Here is a 21,743-nt window from a genome sequence, read left to right on the forward strand (position 1 = left end):
GAGGGCCGCCGCGCCCGCCGCCGGTGGCGGCGGAAGCGGCTCAGTATTCGAGAACGGCGTGGGCGGCCACGGTGTCGCTGGAGGCGTTGGGCCGCACTTCGGTGATGCGCTCGGCCAGCAGCAGCGCAGCGGCGAGCCCGCCCTCCGACTTGTCACCGACCAATCCGAGCTCGGCCCGGTCGGCCAGGTAGTCCTCCGGGATGCCATCCTCGTCGCCGGGAAACAGCGGATCGAAGGAGAGGATTTCGCGGCCGTCAGCGTAATGCACGAAGGACGCGAGCCTGTTCACGTTGACGAAGACACTCGCCGTGACCGTCCCGGCCGACAAGGGCCGCAGGACCTCGTCCAGCGTGCCGGCGTAGCCGTTCCACTCGCTCAGAATGGTCCCGCCCTCGGCCGGCCGGGCACAGATGAGGCCCTCATCGATTTCGCCTTCTTCGTCATCGCCGTCGAACACGTCGATGCCAAAGCGGGCCAGCGCCTCGTGCGGGGTGAGGCCGCGGACGAAGGTCGCGCAGAAGGCGTCGTCATCGAGCCACTCGTAGCCGCTCATGGGAATCCTGTTTTTTCCTGGGGACAGATCACGGAGATCCTGGCATACGAGTGCGACAAAAGGTTCGGGCATTCGATTCGCCGTCCCTCCGGCGCCGGGTAGCTGGCCGGCAGCGATCACCTGGGGCAGCGGGTGGTCGCGTGGTTCAGCGCATGAAGAGTTTGAAGATGGCTCCCACCTTCATGGCGGCACGGTCGGCGTCCCCGTCCGCGATCGCCTCGACCAGCTCGCGGTGGTGGCGGTGCGCCGCGGCCTCGTCCTCGTTCTTCTCGTCGCGCATGTGGGCGGCGAAGATGTCGAGCATGCTGGCGTACAGCTTGACGTAGAGAGGGTTGTGCGTCGCCGCCACGATCGCCCGGTGCAGGGCGAGGTCCGCGCTCGCGCGCAGGTCGGGGTCGTCGGACGACCAGCTCGCTTCCCGGCGGTCGCACAGCTCGCGGAGCAGTTCGACGTCGGCGTCCGAGCGGTTCATCGCGGCCAGTGACGCTGCTGCGCTGTCCAGGGCAAGGCGGAGTTCCAGGTAGTGGCGACGGGTGCCGCCGCCGAGCTGACGTTCGAGAGTGCCCGTCAGCTCCGAAGTGGAGATGACGAAGGTGCCGCGGCCCTGCTCACGGCGTAGCAGACCCGCGTGCACCAGCGACTGCACCGCCTCGCGCACGGTGTTCCGGCCGATCCCGAACTGTGCCACCAGTGCGGCCTCGGACGGTATCCGCTCACCGACCGGCCAGCGTCCGGAGGTCACCTCCTCGCGGAAGCGCTCGGCGGCCTGGTCGATAAGACCCACTCGACGCACCGGCTGTCGCGTGTCAGACTCTTCGTGGGTCATCCCATAATCCCATCATCTGCTGACCTTACACTGGAGTATAACGTGACAGCGCTCTCCTCGTCGCTCGTTCCGTTACGCCGTGGGCGTCTGACCCTGTGGGCCTGGGTCGCCATCGCCCTGACAGCGGTCAACCTGCGAACGGCCGTGACCGGGTTCACTCCGCTCCTGGAAATCATCGGATCCGATCTCGGCTTCGGGGTGGCGCTGTCGGGCCTGCTCGGCACGGTGCCTGCGGCGTCCTTCGGCATCTTCGGGTTTCTCGCCCCGGCGGTGACGAGGAGGTTCGGACTCGAGCGCACGGCCACTGTGGCGCTGGGCCTGACGGCCCTGTCGCTCCTGACGCGCGCCTTCTCGCCGGCGCCCTCGCTGCTGCTGCTTTCGACCGTGCTGGCACTGGCCGGAATCGGAGCCGCGAACGTCGTGATCGTTCCGCTGGTCAAGGCATGGTTCGCCGACCGGGTGGCGCTGGGAACCTCGCTCTACCTGATCCTCCTGCAGGCCGGTCAGTTCACCGCCCCGCTCCTCGCGGTTCCGATAGCTGAAGCGGCGACGTGGCGGCTCTCGGTGGGCATCTGGGCGGGACCGGCCGCGGTGGCCTGTGTGGTCTGGCTCGTCCTGGCGCTCAGGCTGCCCGCCGATCACCACGCGCCCGCGGCCGTGACGGCTGCCGATGCGCGACCGAGGATCAGCCGGTCATCGACGGCCTGGGGCCTGGTGATCCTCTTCGCGATGATGTCGCTGTCCAACTACGCGATCATCACCTGGGTTCCGGCCGTGCTCACCGACGCGGGAGGCAGCGCGGCCCTGGGCGGAACCATGGTCGCGCTCTACTCGGCGTGGGGCATGCTCGCGGCCTTGGTCGTTCCCCACCTGGCCACGCGCATGACGAACCCGTTCGTCGTGGTCGTCGGGTGCGCGGTCTTCCTGGTGGCGGGATACCTGGGCCTGCTCCTGTCCCCGCTCGGCGGCACGCTGGTATGGGTGTGCGCGCTGGGGATCGGGGTGAGCACCTTCCCGCTCTGCATGACCCTCATCAACCGCCGGACCAGGAGCCCGCAGACGGCCTCCGCCGTGTCGGGCTTCGTTCAGGGCATCGGTTATGGACTGGCGTGCGTCGGCCCGATCGGTCTGGGCCTGCTGCGCGAGGCGACCGGATCGTGGTCGGTCCCGCTCGTGGTGCTCGCCGCGACCGCCGTCCCCGGGGCGATCGCCGGCTGGTTCGCCTGCCGTCCTCGCTTCGTGGAGGACGACGCGCCGCAGCCGGCGAAGCCCGACGCCGAACAGCAGCCGCTCGAACGGGGTTAGTCGCAGCGGCCGAGGCACGGCCGGAGTGGCCTGCGGTGCGGGGTGGGGGGTACGCACCGCAGGCCACGGACGCGGGTCAGCTGTTCCAGGTCCACTTCTGGTTCGTGCCGCCGTGGCAGGAGTACAGCTGGATCTTGGTGCCGTTGCCGGTGCCGGCTCCGACGGCGTCCAGGCACAGCCCGGACTGGACGCCCTGGATGGAGCCGTCCGAGTTGAGGCGCCACTTCTGGTTGTCGCCGCCCCAGCAGCTGTAGATCTGGACCTTGACGCCGTTGCCGGTGCCGGCCGCGTCGAGGCACTTGTTGCCGTAGACCCGGAGCTCCTGCGAGGAGGTGTAGCTCCACTGCTGGTTGCTGCCGCCGTGGCAGTCCCAGATCTGCACCTGGGTGCCGTCGTTGGTGCTGGCGTTCGGCACGTCGAGGCAGCGGCCGGAGGCCACCCCCCTGACCGCCCCGCTACCGCCACCGGGGGTCGGAGACACGGTCGGGCTGGGGGTCGGGCTGGGGGTCGGGCTGCCGCCGGGTGACGGGGAGGGGCTGCTGTCGCCGAGCGTGAGGTTCTTCTGCTGGACCTGCCACTGCGTGTTGCACAGGCCGCAGTTGGGGCCGACGAAGTTGGTGCCGGCCGTGGTGTCGCCCTTCAGCCGCCACTTGAGGTAGAGCACCGCCACACGGCCGAACTCGCCGCCGTTGGTCTGCGTGTAGGTGCCACCGTGCCCGACGTTCAGGTTGCCCATGAACGCGGGCAGGCCCGCGGGCAACTTGCCCCAGTCGTCCATGGCGTTCGGGTAGGCGATGTCACTGGGACCGCCGATGAAGTAGGCGATCGGCTTCGTCAGCCGGTAGAGCTGGTAGTCGTCGGAGTCGTTCAACAGGCCGCTGCTGAAGATGGTGGTCGTGGTGATGCGCGAGTCGTTCGAAACGGCGTAGGCCTCCAGCCCGCCGCAGGACCAGCCCCCTACGGCGATCTTGCTGGTGTCGATCTTGCCGTTGTATTTGCTGCCCTGACGGTTGTTCTCCGCGACCGCCCAGTCGATGGACTGGGTGAGCATCTGGGACGTCGTCGATCCGGAACCGCCCGGGCTGCCGCTGGCGATGACCAGGAATCCGTGCGAGGCGATCTCGCGGAGGAAGGGCAGTTGTCCCGTCCCGTCGGCGGAGCATCCTCCGTTGCCCCATACGAAAACGGGGAGTTTTTCGGACGGGAGGGTGTTGGGCCGATAGATGGTGTGATTGGGCAGGCTGGTGGAGGTCTCGTAATCAGCCGGGTAAGGGCCCGAGCCGCCGGTCGCCGCGGCGGCCGGCGTAGTGGTCAGCGCCACAATTCCGGCGCAGACCGGGGCGACCGCGGCCACCACTAATGCGCTGATGATCGAGCGTTTTCTCATTTCGCCCTCCGACAGTGTCACGACGGCACTCCGCGCCGGACGTCGCATACGGGCGCACGCCGAGGGAGTCCGACAACGGAAACGGCAGCTCCCACCGCGGCCAGGCTGGTGGGCGCCGACCGAATCTGGAGATCGATGTGGCGAACAATCGACTGCAGGTTTCGCCCGTGTCAGGCGAAACGAGCCGATGAGAGCAGCGTGCAGTTAATATCACGGTGGTAATAAAAAGTGTCAAGCAACGGCATTCGGGCAGTCGGCCGGCAGGCGTGCGGACCGATGACGCCCCTTGATCATCCGGGTCCGGGCGTGGGCCGGCCGGCTGGAGGAAGGGCATGACCGGCTCCTGCCTCGTGCCGGGAGGACAGGCCGGTGCCGGTCACTCCGGCGCAGGTCACGATGCCCGTCGGCCCGAGGCTTCGGCGAAATCTCGTACGGCGGCGGGCCGGCCGAGAAGGCACGTGCCGCGGCGGGCACGGAACGCGCTCCGGCGGACGGGCAAGCCGTTCGAGCGCGTGAAAGTTTCTTCAGCCGTTGCCGCCGATGCCGTCTCCGCCGAAGCCGTCTCCGCCGATGCCGTCCCCGCTGACGGAGGCCGCGACCTCCGACGCCTCGAAGTGGGTGATCCATGACGCGGCGTCCGGCCAGTATGGTGTCGCGACCTCGATGAGCCGCGCCTCGGCGAGCGAGCCCAGAGCGGAGTGGATCTCCAGCATGAGTTCCCTGGCCGCCTGGCGGGGCCACGGTGCCGGCAGGAGGTGCTCGGGGAGGTCAGGGTCGATGTCCGGGAACTTCCGCCAGGAGTCCATGACGGAGGTCCGGGCCACCAGCGCCCGGGTCGCGTCGACATCCCCGTTGCGGACGGCCACCCGCAGGTCCGAATACCGCGCGATGAAAGCCTCGTAGGCCGAGGCGAGGCCGGCCAGATCGTACGCGGCGGCCGGGCCGTGCGGGCCGGTCTCCTCGGCGAACCGCGTGATCATCACCGACCATCGAGCGCCGTCGACGTCGTCGAGGATGTCGCGCAGCGCCTGACTCACCGGGGCCGGGTCGGATCCCGGCCGGATCCACACGCTGTCGTACAGCCGTGCGAAACCCAGCGCGCCCAGAGCCTTGCGGACCGCGTGCCGAGGGGCCTGCCCGGTCTGTGCCTGCCCTGATTGTGTCTGCCCGGATTGTGTCTGCCCGGATTGTGGCTGCGCTGATTGGGGGATCGAGAAGGAGACCGTCACCCACTCGCCGGTCCATTGCCGCGGGCGAGCGCCGAAGCTCAGGAAATGATCCATCCTGGCACGATGCCTGGCGATCGCCTGAGGAGTGAGGTGATAGACGGGCGGCCGCCCGGAACCCCGTACGGCGATCAATCCCCGCTTGGTCAGCCGGGACAGCGCGGCCCGCGCGCTGGGCTCGCTGATGCCGAACTCCCTGAGTATCGCGACCACCGCCATCGAGGGAAGGCTCGCGTCGTCGGAGTCGAGGTACTCGCCGAGCAGGGTCGTCAGCAGGTGCTGCGGGTTGGGGCCGACCTGCGCGCGTGGGGCTCCGGCATCGCCGCGAGGTGCGTGGTCACTCACGCCATCAGCTTGCCTCACGACGACGCCCCTGCCGTACGGGTACGTGATCGCGGGGCGGCTCGGTCCCCAGGTGGAGGGCGATCCGACGGCCGAGCCGCCGGTGCCCTGCGCCGTACAGGGCGAGCCCGAAAACATAAAGCCGCCGGGCCGATTGTTTCAGGAACATTGCTCGGAAAATCTTGACGCTCCGGTTGGCAGCAGCCTAGTGTCCTGGATCAACGATCCGCATGACAACTCCGAAAGTTTCATACTCAAGGGTGATGTCAGAGGGCTTGTAACCGAAAGACCAGGTCGGCATGGCGGTGCCGAACCTGTCGGGCACGTGCGAACCGAAGCCTGAAGCGGCACGGCGCCGTCACCGTTCTGCACGCGTAGGAGGTGTCCGGCGAGCGCAGCGCACTCCCGCTGCCGGGCCGCGCATCACATCCCTGACCACCAGCAAGCGAAAAGAGGTCGCCGTGAAGCTCCGCAAAGTCTCAGCGGTCGCGCTCGCCGCTACCGCGGCCCTCAGCATGGCAGCGTGCTCAGGCTCGTCGTCCGAGACTTCCTCCGGCGGGTCGGACAGCAAGTCGTTCGAGTTCTGGTCGTTCACCGGGATCAACGCGAAGGGGTCCGCCGAGGAGTACAAGAAGATCAGGCCGGACGTCGAGATCAAGCTGACGGAGGTGGGGAACGCGCAGGAGACGGCGCAGGCGCTCACCACCGCACTCGCCGGCGGCAAAGTGCCCGACCTGGTGCTGATCCAGGGCGACGACCTGCCCAAGTTCGTCCAGCAGCCGCAGAACTTCGTCGACCTGCGCACGATGGGCGCCGACAAGATCAAGGGCGACTACCTCGACTGGGTGATCAGCCAGTCCACGACCAAGGACGGCGCGATCATCGGCATCCCGACCGACGTCGGCGGCATGGCCATCGCCTACCGGGCCGACCTGTTCAAGGAAGCCGGGCTGCCGACGGACCGCGAGGAGGTCGGCAAGCTCTGGCCCACCTGGGACGCCTTCATCGAGACCGGCAAGAAGTACACGGCGGCCACCGGCAAGGCGTTCATCGACAACGCCGGCGGGAGCATCTACTCGCAGGTGGTCAACCAGGGGGATCAGAAGTACTACGACCCCGCGGGCAACCTGGTGTACGAACAGAGCCCCCAGGCCAAGACCGCCTTCGATCTGGCGCTCAAGGCCGTGGCCGCCGGGATCACCGCCAAGCAGAGCACGTTCACCGAAGGCTGGAGCGCCGCGATGAAGAGGGGGGACTTCGCCGTCGTGTCGGCACCGGTCTGGTTGCTCGGCTCCATCCGCGACAACGCCCCCGACACCGCGGGCAAGTGGGACATCGCCACGATCCCCGGCGGCTCGGGCAACTGGGGCGGCAGCTTCCTCGCCATTCCCAAGGGCGCCAAGAACCCGCAGGCCGCCTGGGACTACATCGCCGCCACGCAGTCGCCGCAGGGCCAGCTCGATCACTTCGCTCAGGCCAGGTCACTGCCCTCGACCCCGTCGGTCTACCAGGACCCGAAGCTCACCTCGGTCAAGGACCCGTTCTTCTCCGGCGCGCCCATCGGCACGATCTACACCAACTCGCTGCTCGGCCTGAAGCCGTTCGTCATCGGGCCGGACAGCACCACGATCGGCATCGAGTTCACGAACGCCATCGCCAACGTCGAGCAGGGCAAGGGTGATCCCGCGAAGGCGTGGGACGCGGCGGTGACCAATATCAAGAACGCGATCGGCGGCTAGGGAGATCACGACCCAGGACCTTTCGCATACGCCGCCGGCGCGGGCCGTCCCCCCGGCCCGCGCCGGCGGCGAGGAAGTGAGCAACCGTGACGACGAGCATCAGTGCCACCGAGGTGGGCCTGCCCCCGGCCCCGCCGGAGGAGACGGCGCGGCGTCGTTTCACCGAGATCGTCGCCCCCTACGCCTACATCGCCCCGTTCTTCGTGCTCTTCGCGGTGTTCGGCCTCATCCCGCTGCTGTTCACCTTCTACGTGGCGCTGTTCGACTGGAACCCGATCGGCGAGCACGTGTTCGTCGGCCTGGACAACTTCAGCCGGCTGGCCGGGGACGTGCGGTTCTGGAACGCGGCGCGCAACACCGTGAGCATCTGGCTGCTGTCCACCGTGCCGCAGTTGCTGATCGCGCTGGTGCTCGCGCACCTGCTCAACCACGTACGGCTGCGCCTGGCTCTGTTCTTCCGCATGACGATGCTCGTGCCGTACATCACCTCGGTGGCCGCCACCGCCATCGTGTTCGCCCAGATGTTCGACCGTGACTACGGGTTGCTGAACTGGCTGCTCGGCCTGATGGGCTTCGAGCACATCGACTTCACCCAGTCGGTGGTGGGGAGCCATGTGCTGATCGCCGTCATGGTGACGTGGCGGTGGTTCGGCTACACGGCGCTGCTCTATCTGGCCTCCCTGCAGGCCGTTCCCCGGGCGATCTACGAGGCGGCCGCCGTCGACGGAGCGGGAGGCGTGCGGCAGTTCCGGCACATCTCCCTCCCCGCGTTGCGTCCGGTCATCGTGTTCACGATCGTGACCTCGACGATCGGCGGGCTGCAGATCTTCACCGAGGCCCTGCTCATCAACCGCGGCGCGCCCAACACCTGCGGGCCGATCCGCCAGTGCCAGACGCTCACGCTCTTCCTGTTCGAGCAGGGGTTCACCCAGTTCAAGTTCGGCTACGCCGCGGCGATCGGCGTGGCGCTTTTCGTGATGGTCGTCGCGCTCGCCGGCCTCAACTACTTCCTGTCCACCCGGATCCGCCCGGTCAAGGGCTGAGGGGGCGATCATGCGCACGACGAGGCCGCGCTCGGGTGATCGGGTCCGATGGTGGGTCTACGCGCTGCTGGCGCTCGCCGCCTTCGCCTGCCTGTTCCCCCTGTACTGGATGTTCATCGTCGCCACCACCGACACCGCGACGGCGATCAAGCTGCCGCCCGAGATCGTGCCGGGCGGCAACTTCTTCCACCTCGCCGGGCTGGTGTTCTCGACCGTGCCGTTCGTCCGGTCGATCGTCAACAGCCTGATCGTGGCCGGGTCGATCGGCGTGGGCCAGGCGGTGCTGTGCGCGCTGGCGGGCTTCGCGTTCGCCAAGATGCGCTTCCGCGGCCGCAACGCGCTGTTCCTGTTCGTCGTCCTGACGATGACCGTGCCGACCCAGCTCGCCATCGTCCCCCAGTACATGATCATCTCGTCGCTGGGCTGGGTTGACACGCTCCAGGCGCTGATCGTCCCCGGGCTGGCCAACGCCTTCGGCATCTTCTGGATGCGCCAGCACATCGCGTCCGCGATCAGTGACGAGATCCTTCAGGCGGCCCGCATCGACGGGGCTTCGACCTGGCAGGTCTTCTGGCGCGTCGCGTTCCCGCTGGTGCGTCCCGCCGCCTTCGTGCTCGGTCTGCTGGGCTTCGTCACCGCGTGGAACGACTTCCTGTGGCCGTTCGTGGTGCTGAAGTCGCCGGAGATGTACACCGTCCAGATCGCGATCAAGGCGCTGCAGAACAGCTTCAACATCGACCTCGGCCTCGCCATGTCCGGGTCGTTCCTCGCCACCCTCCCGCTGCTCGTCCTGTTCGTCTTCGTCGGGCGGCGCATGGTGGCCGGGATCATGAACGGCGCCTTCAAGGGCTGAGCCTGTCGTCAGGTCACCCCTCGCGCTGTTTCCGAACGGCGAGGCGGACAGGCCGTTCTCGCGATGCCGACGTCTCCCGGCCTGCCCGTACGGCTGCGGGCCGCATAGGCCGGGTAGCGGAAGCTCGATCGATGTGAGGCGCTAACGTCGCTCCGTGGCCGGACATCTCGCGCGGTTGTCCGCAGTCCACGCCATTTCGTACGTCTGGAGCGATGTATGCCCTATGTTGCGCAACGTAATGGCCGGGAGGCGAGCGCCGAGGACCTGGCTCCCCTCGCCTTCTGGGGCTATGCGCACTTCACCGCCATGCAGGTGCGTGGAGGCCGGGTCCGGGGGCTCGACCTCCATCTGGAGCGGCTGCGATCCGCCTCCGAGGAACTGTTCGGCCGGGCGATGCCCGATGATCGCGTACGGGCCTGCCTGCGGGCGGCGGTGCAGGCTGGTCCGGACGACCTTTCGCTGACGGCCACCATGTATCCCCCGCCGGGCGAGTTCCCGGTGACCCGGGCTCATGGGGAGCCCGAGCTGCTGGTGCGTACCGGACCGGCCGCGTCCCCGCCGCACGGGCCGCTCGCGCTGGCGGTGGTCGAGTACGAACGGGTCCGCCCGGCCGTGAAGCACGTCGGCGAGATGGCCAAGACGTACTTTCCGCGTCAGGCCGTCCGGCAGGGCTTCGACGACGTCGCGTTCGCCGACCGCCGGGGCCGGCTCAGCGAGGGGTCGATCTGGAATCTGGCCTTCTGGGACGGCGCCGCGGTCGTGTGGCCCGAGGCCGAGATGCTGATCGGCACCACGATGGGGATCGTCCGCAGGCAACTGGACCGCCTGGGCGTGCCCCAGCGCGTACAGGAGATCACGCTCGCGGACCTGCCGGCTCTGCAGGGGGCCGTGGTGATGAACTCGTGGACCCCGGGAGTGCCGGTGCACCGGATCGACTCCGTGTCCGTGCCCGAGGCGCCGTCGTTCGTACGGATGCTGCACCAGGCCTACGAGGCCGAACCGCTCACCTCTCTATAGGAAGCCCTCGCGGGCTCAGCCGGCGGTATCCACCGGCCGAGCGGCCGGTGGGTGCGATCAGGCCGCTGTCGGACCAGAAGTGATCTGGCCTACGGTTCACAGCTCTGTTCCGTCAGTCACACCACGAGCCTGCACCTTCGAGCGCTCGAAACTCAAGCCGGACGACGTACGCGGCTCAGTCGCGCGCGAATTCGAGGATCGCGCCGGCGAACTCCCGGGGCTGTTCGAGATGGCCCATGTGCCCGCTGTTCTCGAGCACCTTCAGGCGGGAACCCGTGATGATCTCGTGGGCGAGGCGTGCCCAGCGCGTGCCGCCGAAGAAGTCGTGGACACCGGCGATGATCAGTGTGGGGACGTCGAGCGAGCGGAGCTCGTCCCGTACGTCGAACGGCGCGGGCTCCTCGCCGCGCATCGGGTCGATCCAGGCGTTCAGGCCGGCGCGCAGCGGCTCCAGGTCCTGCTCGTTCGCCCAGTAGTCGCCGAAGTACAGCGGGAGGATCTCCTTCAGGGACGTGGTGTACGCCTCGTCGTCCTGGGCCGCCAGCGCGCGCTGGAACGCGGCCGGGAGCTCACCGGCCGCGGGCCGGTGCGGGAGACGCTGCGGAAACCTGCCGATGTTCTCCATCGCGTCGGCCCAGAACTCCTCTCCCGTGACCGGCGAGGTGCCGTAGAGGATCGCCCCGGCGACACGATCTGGGTGATCGAGCGCGTAGCGCTGGACGACGAATCCGCCGTGCGAGTGACCGAGCAGGTAGACCTTGGGCGCGGCCAGGTGCTCGACCACGCCATGGACGAACCGGGCGTAGGTGTCGATGCGGTAGTCACGGATGTCGTCGAGGCGGCCGGACGACCCGGTGCCGATCGGCTCCAGATAGACCATGGTCAGGTGCTCTTCCAGGGCCGGCATCCGCAGGTACTCCCAGGCGATGCCGGGGCCGCCCGAATGCACCAGGCACACCGGGCCGGTGCCCGCGATGTGGAAGACCTGCCGTGTGCCCTCGATGGTGATCTCATGCCTGCCCTGCGCGAGGGAGCGGGAGATGGTGGAGCTCATTCGTCATCCCCCGCTCAGCTGCCGGAGCCGGATGCCGCCTGGACGGCCGCCCGGATCTGCTGGGCGAATCCCCGCACGCTGTAGTCCGCGGGAAGGCTGTCGATCAGCACGAGATCGGAGATGGCGTTGTCGACGCGCAGGGGCAGGATCTTCCGGTACTCCGGCGAGTTGTACCACCGGTCGACGGCGGCGCGGTCGGGGAACTCCATGAGGACGACCAGGCCGGGCCAGGCTCCCTCCACGACGCTGACCTCGCCGTTGGCGAGCCACCTGCCGCCGTAGGGCTTCACGGTGGCCTCGACCTGTTCGAGGTAGGACAGGCCCGCTTCGTTGGGGACGTCCCCGGGGATGCGGAGATGGTTGATCAGGTAGGTGCTCATGTCGACCCTCCCGTCGAGTGGCTGCGCACGCGGGTTCGCCGCAGCGCCTCTAGATTACAGTCATAATCTAAGTGGGCCGTACGCGCGTCCGGGTCTCGTGACGCACCTCATGGTGAATCTTCTGGCCGGCCGGCCCGGTATAGATTGCGCTTGTAATCCGGTTTTCCGCGGTACGCCGCCCCCCGGACACCTGGCAGCAAGCCTCCGACACGTTCTCGATCGGAGCGACGAGGGATCGAAGATGAGCCGAGCATCACAGGCCGAGGCACGGGCCAATCGACAGCGTGTGGTGAAATCCGCCTCGCGGCTCTTCCGCGAGAAGGGGGTGCGCGATGTGAGCGTCGCCGACGTCATGCAGTCGGTCGGCATGACGCAGGGTGGCTTCTACAAGCAGTTCGCCTCCAAGGCGGCGCTCGTCGACGAGGCCACGGCCGAGGCGTTCTCCGACATGCTGCGGCGTCTGGCGGCCCTGGACGGCGACCACGCCGGTCACGATGCCGCGTGGTCGTCGCTGATCGACGCCTACCTGTCACCCGAAGCACGTGACGACCCCGGCAACGGATGCCCGGCGGCCGGGTTCGCCGGCGACTTCGCCCGGGATCCCGAATGGCGCGACACCTACGCCGCCGGGATTCGCGACATGGCCGGGTGGATCGCTCCGGGGGACACCGGGCTGGCTGCCCTGTCCACCCTCGTGGGTGCTCTCCTGCTCGCCCGGGCGACGGCGGGCACCCCTGTCTCCGAAGAGATCCTGCACGCGGCGAGGAAGGCGGCGGCCCGGCTGACCGAGACACCCGAGCAGTGATCGGCACAGCCGGAGAAGGCCCGGGCAGGGGATTTCTTCCACAACAGCGTCGCCTCCCGGGTGGACGCCACCTCGTACGAGGAGAAGCCATGACCGAGCCGGAGCGGACCTTCGTCCGCGGCAATGACCGCCTGGAGCGACTCCTGGCTGATCCGGACATCGCGGCCGAGGTCGCCAAAGCACACGAGTCGGCCGAGGAGATGGATCGCGTCCACGCGATGAACCTCGCGATGATCCGCAAAGGCGGGCAGCTGACCGCGGCTCAGCCCATGCTCTTGGCGCCGTCCAGGGACTCGCGGATGATGTCGGCGTGACCGGCGTGCTGGGCGGTCTCGGCGATGATGTGCGCGAGCACGCGGCGGGCCGACCAGCGCGCACCGGGCTCGAACCACGGGGCCTTCGGCAGCGGCCAGGTCGCGCCGAGGTCGGGCAGCGTGGCCACCACTTCGTCCGTACGGCGGGCCACCTCGGCGTAGGCGGCCAGCACGTCGGAGAGCGTCTCGCCGGGCCGCATGTGGAACTGGTCGGCCCACCAGGCCTGCTCGGCCTCGGTCATGGTCGAGGCGTCGCCCATCGCCGACGGGCCGTTCAGGATGAAGTCCACCCAGTTGCGCTCGACCAGGGCGACGTGCTTGATCAGGCCGCCCAGGCACAGCTCGCTGGCCGTGGTCCGCTGCGCGGCCTGCTCATCGGTCAGGCCGCGGGTGGTGAAGCGCAGGAAGTGCCGGCTCTGGGCCAGCGCCGCCAGCAGGTCGGCGCGCTCGCCGCTGATGGCCGGGGCGTCGATGCTCGTCTCGGTGGTGGTCACAAGCTCCGCCTTCCGTTGTTCCGTTCGTCGGTCGGTGACCACGCTAGGAGCCATAGCGGTCACTTTCTGACCTGAATCGACGCGACAATCGGAGACATGGCGAACACCAGCTCGCGGACGCTGCGGTTGCTCTCCCTGCTCCAGACCCACCGCTACTGGCATGGCGGTGAGCTGGCCGAACGGGTGGAAGTGCTCGCCGACGTCCCGGCCTCCGTCGCGCGCGAACGGATCGGCCGGTGGTGCACCGTCGAGGAGGTCGACGCCGGGCGCTGCCGCATCCGGATGACCACGCACTCCCTGGATTGGCCGATCATGTCGCTGGGCGTGCTCGGCGCGGACTTCAACGTCGTCCACCCGCCCGAACTGCTCGACCGCGTCCACGAATGGGCGGCCCGGTTCCAGCGCGCCTGACGTTCACTCCTCCGCCGGGGGGATGGGGAAGTTCGCCCGGAACACGTTGTCCGGGTCGTAGGCGCGCTTGACCTGCCGCAGCCGGGCGAGGTTGGCCTCGCCGAACGCGTCGAGCAGCCGTTCGGGCCGGCTGTCGGTGTCGAAGGACAGATAGAGGCCGTCGGTGTACGGCGCGACCTCGGCGTCCCACGCGGCGTTCATGGCCGACTGCGAGGCGCCCATCGCGGTGAGCGCGAAGTTCTGGTGCCGGTGCGGATAGGCGGTCGCGTCGGGGGCCAGGTCGTGCGAGGCCCCGCCGGTGGCGCGTATCTGCAGGAAGTAGGACACCCCGGAGCGCGCCACCCGCTCGAAGGCGCGGCTCACGTCACCGTCGAGATGGCTGACCAGGCCGGACCGTACGGCGGGGTTGCCGCCGCCGGTGTGGTGTTTCTCGGCCGGCTGCACCACCGCCGAATAGGGCAGCACGTATCCCTCGTGCCCCAGCAGCGGACCGGCCTCGGCGAGCCGTTCGAGCTCGCGCACCGCGGCCTCGGTGTCCGCGCCGGCGTACACGGTCATGAGCTGGGCGACCGAGTCCTGGCCGCGGCGCGGCGGGGAGAGGATGAGGAAGCTCGTCAGCTCACGCGGCGCCTTCTCGACCGCGGCGCCCCAGCGCTCCAGGAGCCCGGCCGTGTCACGGGCGTCCAGGGTCATCTGGGAGAAGACGATGTCGCCGAGCTCCATCGCCTCGATCTCGACCCAGGTGACCACGCCGAGGTTGCCCCCGGCGCCGCGCAGGCCCCAGAACAGGTCCGGGTTCTCCTCCGGTGAGGCGTGCAGCACCCGCCCGTCGGCGGTCACGACCTCCGCGGCGACGACGTGGTCGATCGTCAGGCCGAACTTGCGTCCGAGCAGGCCGATGCCGCCCGTCGTCGCGAGGCCGCCCACGCCCACGCCGCCGAAGTCGCCCGAGCTGATCGCCCAGCCGTACGGCACCAGCGCCTCGGCGACCTTGCCCCACGTCGCGCCCGCGCCCAGCCGTACGCGGCGGGTGGCCGGGTCCACGACCTCGACGGTGTCGAGCGCGCCGACGTCGAGCACGATGCCGCCGTTGTTCGTGGAACGGCCGCTGATGCCGTGCCCGCCGGAGCGTACGCCGAGCGGGACGTCCTGGGATCGGGCGTACGCGAGCCCCTCGACGACCTGGCCGGCCGTCCGGGGGCGCAGCACCAGGCCGGGGGATCCGGTGCGCAGGTAGTTGTGCCGCACCGACTCGTACGCGCGGTCGCCGGGCTCGACGGCGTCGGCCGCGAGGCTCGCCGGGACCTTGTCGTAGTCGATCCCCTCGCGGCGCAGCGCGATGGCGGCGGCGCCGCGGCGGGCGGTCGCGGGGACGGTGCCGCTGGCCGTCCGCTCGCGCGCCACCGCGTCCCGTACGGCGGGGGCGATCTCCTCGCCGTACACCTGGATGAGCCGCGGGTCGTCGGAGGCCAGGATGAACGTGCCGATGCCGTCCTCCAGCGCCAGGGCGGTCAGCTCCTCCACCCACTGCTCGACCGGCCCCTCGAGGAAACCCTGGCGGGTCTCGGTGACCGCGCCGCCGATGTTCAGCAGGCGACGTATCTGCGCCGGATCGCGCCCGGCCTCCGCGGCGGTCTCGTCGATGATCTGGTTGCCGCGCCGCAGGTCGCCGTCCTTGAGGTAGAAGAGCGAGGGCAGCCAGCCGTCGGCCTCGCGTGCCACCAGGCGCAGCATCCGCGGCTTGTAGGCGCCGAGCCAGATGGGGATGTCGTGCGCGGGGGCCGGGCCGCGCTTGGCGCCCGCGACGCGGTGGTGCTTGCCGTCGACGCGGAGGATGCGGCGCTCGCCCGCGTCCCAGATGCCGCGGAAGATCTCGATGGCCTCCTCCAGCGCGGTCACCGACTCGGCCGGCGTCAGGCGGGTGCCGCCCATCGACTCGATCGCGTCCCAGAAGCCGCCCGCGCCGATGCCGAGGGCGAACCGGCCGCCCGACAGCAGGTCGAGCGACGCCGCGGCGCGGGCCAGCACGGACGGCGGGCGCAGTGGCAGGTTGATGACGTTGCCCGAGAGCGTGACCCGCTCGGTGCGCGCGGCGACCCAGGACAGCAGCGTCCAGGTGTCCAGGAAACCCGGCTGGTAGGGGTGGTCCTGGAACGTCACGAGATCCAGCCCGGCGGCCTCGGAGACCTGGGCGAGCCGGACCGGCCCCTGCGGGTCGCGGTTCTGGGGGGTGAGGAACGTGCCGAAGGCCAGTTCGTGGCCGTAGTCCGTCATGCCGACCTCTCGAGAACTAATCTGTCCAACAGACTATATGCGGCACAACTCATCGAGAAGTCATCGTATTCCGCGTTAGAGTGGAGAGGTGACCACACACGAAGCAGCCGAAACCGCGACACTCTCCCCGCAGGGCTCGTCACACGGTTCTGTGCTCGGGTGGTCCCTCGCCGTGCTGCTGCGCGAGTGGAGCGCGCGCGTCGAGGAGGCTTCGCGCGACCTGCCGCAGGGCGTGCGCGGCTATCAGGTGCTCTCCGCGGTCGTGCACGATGCCCCGCCCACGCAGGCCGCGCTCGCCGCCCGCCTCGGCATCGACCGTACGGTCATGACCTATCTGCTCGACAAGTTCGAGGGATGCGATCTCCTGGAGCGCAAGCAGGACCCGTCCGACCGCCGGGCGCGGCGCATCGTGCCGACCGAGCAGGGCCGGCGGCTCCTCGCCGAAGTGGACGCGCGGGTCGCCCAGGCCGAGGACGAACTGCTGTCCACCCTCCCGCCCGAGGACCGGCGGGTCCTCCTGGCCCTGCTGGAGCATGCCGCCACCGGTGCGGCTCCGGCGGGAGAGGACCGCTGCTCGGCCGTCGCGCGTACGGCCGTGCTGACCCGGGAGGCGTGACCCGGCCGGCGTCGGTCAGCCGGTCGGCTTGTCGTTGAGCTCCGCCGTGGCTTCCACGTACGCGTCGGCGGCGCGGGCGAAGTAGTCGAACAGGACGGCCTGCTGCTCGGGCGAGTAGCCCTGCACGATGGCGCCGATCTTCCGGCGGGCCGGGGCCAGGGCCTCGTCGAGGCCGCCGGGGCTGGCGACGAGTTCGATGATGACCTTGCGGCGGTCGTCCGGGTCGGGCGCCCGGCGCACGTACCCCGCCTGCTCCAGGCGGTCGATCAACCTCGTCGTGGGCCCGGTGGTCAGGCCGGTGCGCCGGCCGAGCTCGCCGGGGGTCATCGCGCCGCCCAGCCCGAGGATGTTCAGCGCGTACAGGTCGGTCGCGCCCAGGCCGACGGCCTTCGCGCCGGCGTGACCATGCAGCATCACGGCGCTGAGGTAGCGCCGGTAGACCGCTCCCGGGTCGTCTGGTGTTGACACGTGCCGACCCCCTTCCTAATCTCTTCCTCAGAGAAGAGAAATCTTTGGAGAAGTAACTGCTTCGAAGAAGTTATCACGAGAGGGCATGCGCCATGAACGTCTCCACCACCCCCGAGGTCGCCGCCGTCACCGCCGTTCTGGACCGCCTCACCGCCGCCTGGAACGCGGGGGACGGCGCCGCGTACGGCGCGGAGTTCACCGCCGACGCCACCTACGTCACCTATGTCGGCACCCTCTACGTCGGCGGCGCCGAGATCGGCCGTGCCCACCAGGCCCTGTTCGAAAGCTTCCTCAAGGGCACCCGGCTCGCCAGTGAGATCGTCGGCGTCCGCTTCTCCGGCCCGGACACCGCCCTGGTCGTGACCCGCGGCGACGTGCACAAGGGCAGGCCCGGCAAGCTCGGCAAGATCCAGACCTACACCCTGGTCCGTCAGGCGGACGGCGGCTGGAAGGTGGCCGCCTTCCAGAACACCAAGCACAGGGCCCTCATCGAGGCCGTCTCGTTCAGGGCCCGGCCCGCCACCAGGCCCGCCGCGGTCTCGTCCTGAGCGTGGCCGGGGACCTCGCCTACCCGCCCGGCGGCGCGGGAGCCTGTGGTCCTCGGTAGGGGAGCGTCTCGCTGTAGACGATGTTGGTGGTGGTGCTGCCGAACCGGGCGAGCTCGTCCATCACCTTTTCCAGGTGGGCCATGGAGGTCGCGGCGACCTTCAGCGTGTAGCAGTCGTCACCGGTGGTGCGCAGGCACTCCAGGATCTCCGTACGCTCGCCGAGCAGCCGGTGCAGCGGCTCGTGTCGATTGCCCGGATATTTCAGCCGCACCACGGCGAGCACGGCATATCCGACCTTCCCCAGGTCGACGACCGCCCGATAGCCGCTGATGACGCCGGCCGCCTCCAGCCGCCGTACGCGCTCTGTCGCCGCGGAGGGACTGAGGCTGACCCGCCGGGCCAGCTCGGTGAGGGGAACGCGGCCGTCGCGTTGCAGCTCGGCCAGGATGGACCAGTCGGTCGCGTCAAGACTCTCGGCCATCGGCCGAATATACCGGGAAATCCACGGCGGAACCGCCGATAACCAGGGAGTTCCTTCTTCCGGGCAGCGTGATCGCGTCAATAGTCTGGTGCGGTGAAACTAGGCGTCAACGTCCCGAACTTCGGGCCGGGCACGCGGCCCGGCGTGCTGCGCGGCTGGGCCGAGACGGTGGAGGGGCTCGGGTTCGATCTGCTCATGGTCTCCGATCACGTCGTGGTCACCCCCGACGTGGCCGGGCAGTATCCCGCGCCGTTCTACGAGCCCTTCACCACGCTGTCGTGGCTCGCCGGGATCACCACCAGGATCAGGCTGGGCACCACCGTGCTGATCGTGCCCTACCGCCACCCGCTGCTGACCGCCCGGATGGCGGCCAACCTCCAGGATCTGAGCGGTGGACGGCTCGTCCTCGGCGTGGGGGTCGGCTGGGCCAGGCAGGAGTTCGAGGCGCTCGGCGTGCCGTACGAGCGGCGCGGCGCGCTGACCGACGAGCACCTGCGCGTGATGCGCCTGGCCTGGCAGGACGAGGAGGACTACCGCGCCGGGCACATTCCGATCTGGGTCGGCGGCGGCAGCGACGCCGCTCTGCGCAGGGCGGTGCTGCTCGGCGACGCATGGCATCCGCTGCGCTTCACCCTTCCATGGCTGGACGAGCGGATGGACCGGCTGGCCGCCGTCGCGGAACGCCTCCGGCGCGCGACACCCATGCTCGCCCCGCGCATTCTGCTGCGGCTCACCACCACCCCGGTGACGGGCGAGGGCCGCCGGGCCGGCGAGGGCACCCTCGACCAGGTCATGGACGACCTGGACCGGCTGCGCCTCCTGGGCGCCGAGACCGTGCTGCTCGACCCCTTCAACGGGGACCCCGATGAGACGAACCATCCGGAGACGGCGTGGCACCTGCTCGAAACCGTGGCCGCCGCCTACACGAAGGAGCATTCATGACATCCGCCGACGAGAAGTTCCTCCGCAGGGCGATCGAGCTGGCCGCCGAGGCGCGGGCGGGCGGCAACCCGCCGTTCGGCTCGCTGCTGGTGGGCCCGGACGGCGACGTGCTTGTCGAGGAGCGCAACACCTCGATCACGGAGGCCGACATCACCGCGCATCCCGAGCTGAAGCTCGCGCGCTGGGCCGCCCGCGAGCTCGACCCGGCCGTCGCGGCCGGCACCACGATGTATACGAGCTGCCAGCCGTGCGGCATGTGCGCGGGCGCCATCGAACGCTCCGGGCTCGGCCGTGTCGTCTTCGCGCTCTCCACCGAGCAGCTCGGCACGCTCAAGCCGCCGGCCGGCCCGTCGGCCTTCCGGCAGGAGGGGCCGGCGCTCTTCGACGAGGCGCGCGTGCCGGTCGAGGGGTACTACCTCTGACGCGCCGCTCTCAGCCTGCGTCCGGGACGTAGCTCAGGTTGAGCACGCCGGTCGTGAACGTCTCCGACTTCACGAGCTTCAGCTTGTGAGTCGGGGTGTCCTCGAACAGCCGCTGCCCCCGGCCGACGACGATCGGGTGGACGAGCAGGTTCAGCTCGTCGAGCAGCCCGTTGGCGAGAAGCCACCGCACGGTCGTCGCGCTGCCCGACATCTGCAGGTCGCCGCCCTGGATCCGCTCCTTGAGCTCGCGCAGGCGGGCGGCGACGTCGCCGTCGACGACGGTGGTGTTGTTCCAGTCCGCCTTCTCCAGGGTGGTCGACACGACGTACTTGGGTGCGCTGTTGAAGGCCGCGGCGATCTCCGGGTCCTGGTCCGTCGTCGTCCAGTAGGCGGACCACTCGTCGTAGAGCCTGCGGCCCATCAGCATCCCGGCCGAGGTCTGCATGCCCGCCTGGATCACGGCGCCCATCTCGTCGTTCCAGTAGGGGAAGTGCCACTGGTCGGGCGACTCGACGACGCCGTCGAGCGAGATGAAGAAGTTGGCGACGATCCTGGCCATGTGCTCCGCTCCTCTGGTCGTATGACGGTGGCTGCGGAGCGACACTAGGCGGGCACGCCCGCGCGGGTCTTGTACGGAAACGACATGGCCCGCGCTACGGCCGGCGCAGCCGCCACAGCAGGTAGGCGGCGACGGACGACGAGTCGCTGACGACGCCATCGAGGATCATCTGCTCGAACTCGGTGTGATGCACCCACCGCTGGCGCATGTCCTGCTCCGTGTGCTCGCGCCGGGGTTCGCCCTTGGTGAGGCCGGTGGCCACGTAGACGTGCAGCCCCTGGTCGGTCATCCCGTGGGCGCTGTCCATGCGTCCCAGGTAGCGCATCCGGTCGGCCCGGAGCCCGGTCTCCTCCACCAGCTCGCGCCGGGCCTCGGCCTCACGGTCGTCGGCCTCGGCGCCGCCCTGCGGGAAGCTCCACGAGCGGCGGCCGATCGGATAGCGGTATTCCTCCACGATGTGGAAGCCGTCGCCCTCCTCCGGCACGATCAGCACGAAGTCGGGCCTGACCACATATCCGTACAGGCCGGGAGAGCCGTCGGGGTGCTCGATCGCGTCCTCGCGGACCGTCATCCACGGGTTGCTGTAGACGACGCGGGAGGACACCTGCCGGATCACGGGCTGCGCTTCGGTCACGTGGCCGGATCCTACCCACGCCCGGGGCCGTACGTCCGTGCGCGCTCGGCCCGGCGGTCACTTCTCCGTCACTTCTCCGTGGTCTGGTCGGCGGCGGGCCGGTAGGCGAGGGACAGCACGCCGGTCGGGAAGGTCTCCGAGGACGCGAGCGTCATCGGGATCTCCAGGCCCTCCTCGAACAGGTGCTGGCCCTTGCCCACGACGATCGGGTGGACCAGCAGCCGGAGCTCGTCGAGCAGGTTGTGGCGCATCAGCGAGCGGACGAGGTTGGTGCTGCCGCTGATGCCGATCGTCCTGCCGGGCTGCCGCTTCAGCTTGGTGATCTCCTCGGCGAAGTCGCCGGTGACGAGGGCGGAGTTCTGCCACTCCACCGTGTCGAGGGTCGTGGAGACAACGTACTTGGGGACGTTGTTGATGAAGTCGGCGAAGGGGTCGTCCGTGCCGGCCTTGCCGGGCCAGTAGGCCGCCCAGCTCTCGTACATGACCCGGCCCATCATCATCGCGTCCGACTCGGACATCAGCGCGCCGACGGCCGCGCCCATCTCCTCGCTGAAGTAGGGGAAGTGCCACTGGTCGGGCGCCTCGACGACGCCGTCGAGGGACATGAAAAAGCTGGCGACGATCTTGCGCATCTGGGTCTCCTCGGTCTCGCGCTTGCGTGACCCCAGACTCGCAGCCGACCACTTCTACTGTCAAGACAATCTTTTTTGTCGGTGGTGCGGCGGACGCCGGGCGGGATATGCCCCTGCCGATATCCCGCCTGGTGATCCGCCCGCTCGCCCTGAGGAGGACGACGGGCGCACGTCAGGGCCGTCGCCTTCAGCCCGGACGGCGGGACGGTCGCCACGGCGGGCGCCGACCGCACCGTGAAGCTCTGGGACACGCGCACCTGGGCGTCGTACGCCACGCCGACCGGGCACACCGCACCGGTGCAGGCTCTCGCGTTCAGCAGGGACGGGCGTTCGCTCGCGTCCGCGGGAGACGACCGCACGATCATGGTTCGGCGCACCTGCTGACCGCCATCGTCCGGTCTCCGCTCGCGTTTGCCAG

At 69.4% G+C, this 21,743-nt stretch carries 26 protein-coding genes and 1 pseudogene; 14 read left to right on the forward strand and 13 right to left on the reverse strand.

All coding sequences use genetic code 11. The features are described from left to right. Nucleotides 1-40: 40 nt before the first annotated feature. Nucleotides 41-553, reverse strand: coding sequence for a DUF6461 domain-containing protein (locus tag FLV34_RS13780; RefSeq protein ID WP_142649116.1), 513 nt, complete (start codon nucleotides 551-553; stop codon nucleotides 41-43). Nucleotides 554-698: 145 nt separating this feature from the next. After that, the gene (locus FLV34_RS13785) at nucleotides 699-1,337 is read right to left on the reverse strand and encodes an FCD domain-containing protein (RefSeq protein WP_315985190.1); all 639 of its coding nucleotides are present in this window, start codon (nucleotides 1,335-1,337) and stop codon (nucleotides 699-701) included. An 84-nt stretch (nucleotides 1,338-1,421) separates the two neighbouring features. Here FLV34_RS13785 and FLV34_RS13790 point away from each other — a divergent pair, with 84 nt between their 5' ends. Further along, nucleotides 1,422-2,684, forward strand: coding sequence for a CynX/NimT family MFS transporter (locus FLV34_RS13790; protein WP_205830533.1), 1,263 nt, complete (start codon nucleotides 1,422-1,424; stop codon nucleotides 2,682-2,684). A gap of 76 nt (nucleotides 2,685-2,760) precedes the next feature. Here FLV34_RS13790 and FLV34_RS42400 read toward each other — a convergent pair whose 3' ends face one another. Beyond that, nucleotides 2,761-4,071 (reverse strand): RICIN domain-containing protein, encoded by a 1,311-nt coding sequence (locus FLV34_RS42400; protein ID WP_142649118.1) that lies wholly within the window; start codon nucleotides 4,069-4,071, stop codon nucleotides 2,761-2,763. A 524-nt stretch (nucleotides 4,072-4,595) separates the two neighbouring features. Continuing rightward, nucleotides 4,596-5,642 (reverse strand): PaaX family transcriptional regulator C-terminal domain-containing protein, encoded by a 1,047-nt coding sequence (locus FLV34_RS13800; protein ID WP_205830534.1) that lies wholly within the window; start codon nucleotides 5,640-5,642, stop codon nucleotides 4,596-4,598. Between the two features lie 458 nt (nucleotides 5,643-6,100). Here FLV34_RS13800 and FLV34_RS13805 point away from each other — a divergent pair, with 458 nt between their 5' ends. The 4 genes from FLV34_RS13805 to FLV34_RS13820 all read left to right on the forward strand — a co-directional run bounded on the left by FLV34_RS13805 (nucleotide 6,101) and on the right by FLV34_RS13820 (nucleotide 10,291). Continuing rightward, nucleotides 6,101-7,378 carry an ABC transporter substrate-binding protein gene (locus FLV34_RS13805; protein WP_142649120.1) on the forward strand — a complete coding sequence of 426 codons (1,278 nt, stop codon included), beginning with the start codon at nucleotides 6,101-6,103 and terminating at the stop codon, nucleotides 7,376-7,378. Nucleotides 7,379-7,464: 86 nt separating this feature from the next. Next, nucleotides 7,465-8,421 (forward strand): carbohydrate ABC transporter permease, encoded by a 957-nt coding sequence (locus FLV34_RS13810; protein WP_260617357.1) that lies wholly within the window; start codon nucleotides 7,465-7,467, stop codon nucleotides 8,419-8,421. A gap of 10 nt (nucleotides 8,422-8,431) precedes the next feature. Beyond that, nucleotides 8,432-9,274: a carbohydrate ABC transporter permease gene (locus tag FLV34_RS13815; RefSeq protein WP_142649121.1), complete on the forward strand. Its 843-nt coding sequence runs from the start codon at nucleotides 8,432-8,434 to the stop codon at nucleotides 9,272-9,274. Nucleotides 9,275-9,490: 216 nt separating this feature from the next. Further along, complete coding sequence (locus FLV34_RS13820; protein WP_147943280.1) at nucleotides 9,491-10,291, forward strand: aminotransferase class IV family protein; 801 nt, start codon at nucleotides 9,491-9,493, stop codon at nucleotides 10,289-10,291. Nucleotides 10,292-10,466: 175 nt separating this feature from the next. On the opposite strand, the gene FLV34_RS13825 is transcribed toward FLV34_RS13820, so the two are convergent. After that, the gene (locus FLV34_RS13825; RefSeq protein WP_147943281.1) at nucleotides 10,467-11,345 is read right to left on the reverse strand and encodes an alpha/beta fold hydrolase; all 879 of its coding nucleotides are present in this window, start codon (nucleotides 11,343-11,345) and stop codon (nucleotides 10,467-10,469) included. Nucleotides 11,346-11,359: 14 nt separating this feature from the next. Continuing rightward, nucleotides 11,360-11,725: a DUF1330 domain-containing protein gene (locus FLV34_RS13830; RefSeq protein ID WP_147943282.1), complete on the reverse strand. Its 366-nt coding sequence runs from the start codon at nucleotides 11,723-11,725 to the stop codon at nucleotides 11,360-11,362. Nucleotides 11,726-11,966: 241 nt separating this feature from the next. Here FLV34_RS13830 and FLV34_RS13835 point away from each other — a divergent pair, with 241 nt between their 5' ends. Together FLV34_RS13835 and FLV34_RS13840 are read left to right on the forward strand one after the other, a co-directional pair. Then, nucleotides 11,967-12,530 (forward strand): TetR/AcrR family transcriptional regulator, encoded by a 564-nt coding sequence (locus tag FLV34_RS13835; protein WP_147943283.1) that lies wholly within the window; start codon nucleotides 11,967-11,969, stop codon nucleotides 12,528-12,530. Nucleotides 12,531-12,619: 89 nt separating this feature from the next. Then, nucleotides 12,620-12,844, forward strand: coding sequence for a hypothetical protein (locus tag FLV34_RS13840; RefSeq protein ID WP_187280634.1), 225 nt, complete (start codon nucleotides 12,620-12,622; stop codon nucleotides 12,842-12,844). Here the strand turns inward: FLV34_RS13840 and FLV34_RS13845 are convergent. Next, nucleotides 12,793-13,338 carry a DinB family protein gene (locus tag FLV34_RS13845; RefSeq protein ID WP_261985771.1) on the reverse strand — a complete coding sequence of 182 codons (546 nt, stop codon included), beginning with the start codon at nucleotides 13,336-13,338 and terminating at the stop codon, nucleotides 12,793-12,795. The genes FLV34_RS13840 and FLV34_RS13845 overlap by 52 nt on opposite strands. A 96-nt stretch (nucleotides 13,339-13,434) precedes the next feature. Between FLV34_RS13845 and FLV34_RS13850 the strand changes: the two genes are divergently transcribed. Beyond that, nucleotides 13,435-13,749 carry a WYL domain-containing protein gene (locus FLV34_RS13850; protein ID WP_147943285.1) on the forward strand — a complete coding sequence of 105 codons (315 nt, stop codon included), beginning with the start codon at nucleotides 13,435-13,437 and terminating at the stop codon, nucleotides 13,747-13,749. Nucleotides 13,750-13,752: 3 nt separating this feature from the next. Here the strand turns inward: FLV34_RS13850 and FLV34_RS13855 are convergent, their stop codons facing one another. After that, complete coding sequence (locus tag FLV34_RS13855) at nucleotides 13,753-16,023, reverse strand: LLM class flavin-dependent oxidoreductase (protein WP_147943286.1); 2,271 nt, start codon at nucleotides 16,021-16,023, stop codon at nucleotides 13,753-13,755. 88 nt (nucleotides 16,024-16,111) lie between these two features. Between FLV34_RS13855 and FLV34_RS13860 the strand changes: the two genes are divergently transcribed. Continuing rightward, nucleotides 16,112-16,639: a MarR family winged helix-turn-helix transcriptional regulator gene (locus tag FLV34_RS13860; protein WP_142649132.1), complete on the forward strand. Its 528-nt coding sequence runs from the start codon at nucleotides 16,112-16,114 to the stop codon at nucleotides 16,637-16,639. Between the two features lie 15 nt (nucleotides 16,640-16,654). Here FLV34_RS13860 and FLV34_RS13865 read toward each other — a convergent pair whose 3' ends face one another. Further along, a complete protein-coding gene (locus FLV34_RS13865) occupies nucleotides 16,655-17,107 on the reverse strand; it encodes a MarR family winged helix-turn-helix transcriptional regulator (RefSeq protein WP_261985772.1) in 453 nt (150 codons plus the stop codon). Between the two features lie 92 nt (nucleotides 17,108-17,199). Between FLV34_RS13865 and FLV34_RS13870 the strand changes: the two genes are divergently transcribed. Next, nucleotides 17,200-17,655, forward strand: coding sequence for an SgcJ/EcaC family oxidoreductase (locus FLV34_RS13870; RefSeq protein WP_147943287.1), 456 nt, complete (start codon nucleotides 17,200-17,202; stop codon nucleotides 17,653-17,655). Nucleotides 17,656-17,674: 19 nt separating this feature from the next. On the opposite strand, the gene FLV34_RS13875 is transcribed toward FLV34_RS13870, so the two are convergent. After that, nucleotides 17,675-18,136 carry an Lrp/AsnC family transcriptional regulator gene (locus FLV34_RS13875; protein ID WP_147943288.1) on the reverse strand — a complete coding sequence of 154 codons (462 nt, stop codon included), beginning with the start codon at nucleotides 18,134-18,136 and terminating at the stop codon, nucleotides 17,675-17,677. A gap of 93 nt (nucleotides 18,137-18,229) precedes the next feature. On the opposite strand from FLV34_RS13875, the gene FLV34_RS13880 reads away from it, so the two are divergent. Beyond that, the gene (locus FLV34_RS13880) at nucleotides 18,230-19,078 is read left to right on the forward strand and encodes an LLM class flavin-dependent oxidoreductase (protein ID WP_147943289.1); all 849 of its coding nucleotides are present in this window, start codon (nucleotides 18,230-18,232) and stop codon (nucleotides 19,076-19,078) included. Further along, nucleotides 19,075-19,500 (forward strand): nucleoside deaminase, encoded by a 426-nt coding sequence (locus FLV34_RS13885; protein WP_142649135.1) that lies wholly within the window; start codon nucleotides 19,075-19,077, stop codon nucleotides 19,498-19,500. Before FLV34_RS13880 ends, FLV34_RS13885 begins: the two co-directional genes overlap by 4 nt. Before the next feature lie 10 nt (nucleotides 19,501-19,510). Here FLV34_RS13885 and FLV34_RS13890 read toward each other — a convergent pair whose 3' ends face one another. The 3 genes from FLV34_RS13890 to FLV34_RS13900 form a co-directional block, all read right to left on the reverse strand. Next, the gene (locus FLV34_RS13890; RefSeq protein WP_142649136.1) at nucleotides 19,511-20,059 is read right to left on the reverse strand and encodes a dihydrofolate reductase family protein; all 549 of its coding nucleotides are present in this window, start codon (nucleotides 20,057-20,059) and stop codon (nucleotides 19,511-19,513) included. A 94-nt stretch (nucleotides 20,060-20,153) separates the two neighbouring features. Continuing rightward, complete coding sequence (locus FLV34_RS13895) at nucleotides 20,154-20,693, reverse strand: NUDIX hydrolase (RefSeq protein ID WP_260617359.1); 540 nt, start codon at nucleotides 20,691-20,693, stop codon at nucleotides 20,154-20,156. A gap of 68 nt (nucleotides 20,694-20,761) precedes the next feature. Then, nucleotides 20,762-21,325 (reverse strand): dihydrofolate reductase family protein, encoded by a 564-nt coding sequence (locus FLV34_RS13900; RefSeq protein WP_142649137.1) that lies wholly within the window; start codon nucleotides 21,323-21,325, stop codon nucleotides 20,762-20,764. Between the two features lie 177 nt (nucleotides 21,326-21,502). On the opposite strand from FLV34_RS13900, the pseudogene FLV34_RS42405 reads away from it, so the two are divergent. Both FLV34_RS42405 and FLV34_RS13905 read left to right on the forward strand, forming a co-directional pair. Beyond that, nucleotides 21,503-21,562, forward strand: a pseudogene (locus FLV34_RS42405) (WD40 repeat domain-containing protein); the annotation flags it as partial. Continuing rightward, nucleotides 21,560-21,709 carry a WD40 repeat domain-containing protein gene (locus FLV34_RS13905; protein ID WP_260617365.1) on the forward strand — a complete coding sequence of 50 codons (150 nt, stop codon included), beginning with the start codon at nucleotides 21,560-21,562 and terminating at the stop codon, nucleotides 21,707-21,709. The pseudogene FLV34_RS42405 and the gene FLV34_RS13905, both read left to right, overlap by 3 nt. Nucleotides 21,710-21,743: the final 34 nt, after the last annotated feature.

It is taken from the genome of Microbispora sp. CSR-4 (assembly GCF_008033685.1).
Lineage (GTDB): Bacteria > Actinomycetota > Actinomycetes > Streptosporangiales > Streptosporangiaceae > Microbispora.